We start from the raw sequence: 1,792 nt of genomic DNA, 5'->3' as shown, positions 1-1,792 counted from the left end.
AGACATCCGATGCGGATGAACTGTCAAGCGGCATCGAGGATTTGGGTGCCTGGGGCTGTCGGGAAGGCGGCGGCTTCGCTGTAGTGGAGCCGTTGGTTGAGGCAGTGGTGGAGACAGCCAATCATGCGGTTGAAGAGGTTGCGTTGGGCTGCGGTGTGCCGGTCGCCGGCTTCTCGGCGGCGGTCGTAGTGGGCTCTGGCGCCGTCTGAATGGGTGAGGGCGGCGAACGCCCACACGTAGCCGACAGCGGCCAGTCGCTGGTTCTTGACCCGGCGGGCCAGGACGGCCACGCTCTTGCCGGAGGCCCTGGTAATTGGGGCAGATCCGGCGTAGGCCTTGAGGCCTTTCGCGTCGGCGAAGCGGGATCGGTCGTCGCCGATCTCGGCAAACACCCGGGCGCCGCTGAGCGGACCGAGCCCTGGGAAGCTGGTGATGATCTCGGCGTCCGGGTGTGTTTCAAAAGACTGCACCGCGGCTTGGGCAAGGTCGTCGGCGCTGACGCATGCGGCGTCCAGCTGCCGCAGGAGTGCCAGGGTTTGGTGCCCCATGGCCTGCTCGACCAGTGGCAGTTGGCGCATCTGTGGGTGGCGGAGTGCGGTCTGGAGGCGCTCGGCCTCTGCGTCGATCGTGTTCTTGCGTCCGGCCTTCTTCAGCAGGGACCGCAGCTGGGTTCGGGTGAGGCGGGCGGCCTGCTCGGGGGTGGGGGCGGCGGCCAGAAGAACGCGGGCGATGGGGTGGCAGACACCTTCGCGGCGAACGGCGACCGCGCCCAGGAAGCCGGGGAAGTACTCGCGCAGGTGGGAAGTGAGCTTGTTGCTGGCCTGGGTGCGGTCCCAGACCGCGTCCTGCTGGGCGCGGGCGAGGACTGCGATCGCCTGGGCGAGCTCGGAGTCGGCGGGCAGCCTGCGGTGGGCTGCGGCGTCTGTGCGCAGGATGTTCGCGAGCACCATGGCGTCCAGGTGGTCGGACTTCTTGCGGCTGACCGCGTGCCGGTCGCGGTAGCGGGAAGCGGCCATCGGGTTGATCGCGTAGACCGGGCGGCCGGTGGCCCGCAGACAGGAGACCAGCAAGCCGCGGGACGTTTCGATGGCCACAGGTGTCGGGTCCCCGGCGCTGTCGCCGTGCTCGGCGAGTATCTGGAGGAGTTGGGTGAGACCTTCGGCTGTGTCGTCGATTCGGGCTTTGGCGAGCAAGGAGCCGGTGTCGTCGACCACGACGGCATCGTGGTGGTCACTGGCCCAATCGATGCCGCAGAACACACTCAATTGCTTCACGCCCTCTCGGCTTGGTTAGCGTGTTTCGGCTGGTCGCAGCCGTGCGGGGCACGCGTCTCCCTAATGGCAGGGCTCGAGGGCCCGTCATCCGATTAGCCGTTCGTGACCCCAGCGACCCGCAAGGCTCTCCGTCTCCGGAAGAGCTCGGTGGCTCCCGAACATGCGAGAGGTGGTCCCTGCGGGCGGCTCGGACCACAACCGTCAACGGTCCGATCATGTGATCGGTCACGTTGCCGACGGCGAGTACCAGCACCGGCCAGTCTTCTTTGAAGGGCTTCTGCCCTGGTCAACGGAGAGCGTCGTGCTGACGCTGGCCGTCGACAACGTGAACGAGGCGGCGGGAGATGCTGTCGGCTCGACTCTGCATTCAAGGGGTCCAGCCCCGGGAACCCACGACGAGTAACGCGCATCAACTCCCGCCACCCAGCGGAGTAGGAACCATCGAGCCGCTCTACCTTTAAGAGCTCACGGCTTGGGTGATGTCAAGACTTCTCCGGCTCCCACCGCTGCCCATTAGG

At 67.0% G+C, this 1,792-nt stretch carries 1 protein-coding gene; it reads right to left on the bottom strand.

Going from position 1 to position 1,792, the window contains the following annotated elements:
• Positions 1–23 precede the first annotated feature (23 nt).
• Positions 24–1,265 (bottom strand): IS110 family transposase, encoded by a 1,242-nt coding sequence (locus tag AB0F62_RS42740; RefSeq protein WP_361812313.1) that lies wholly within the window; start codon positions 1,263–1,265, stop codon positions 24–26.
• Positions 1,266–1,792 lie beyond the last annotated feature (527 nt).

This window comes from Streptomyces sp. NPDC026673 (assembly GCF_040638135.1).
Lineage (GTDB): Bacteria > Actinomycetota > Actinomycetes > Streptomycetales > Streptomycetaceae > Actinacidiphila.
This window is presented reverse-complemented; position numbering and strand designations above follow the sequence as displayed.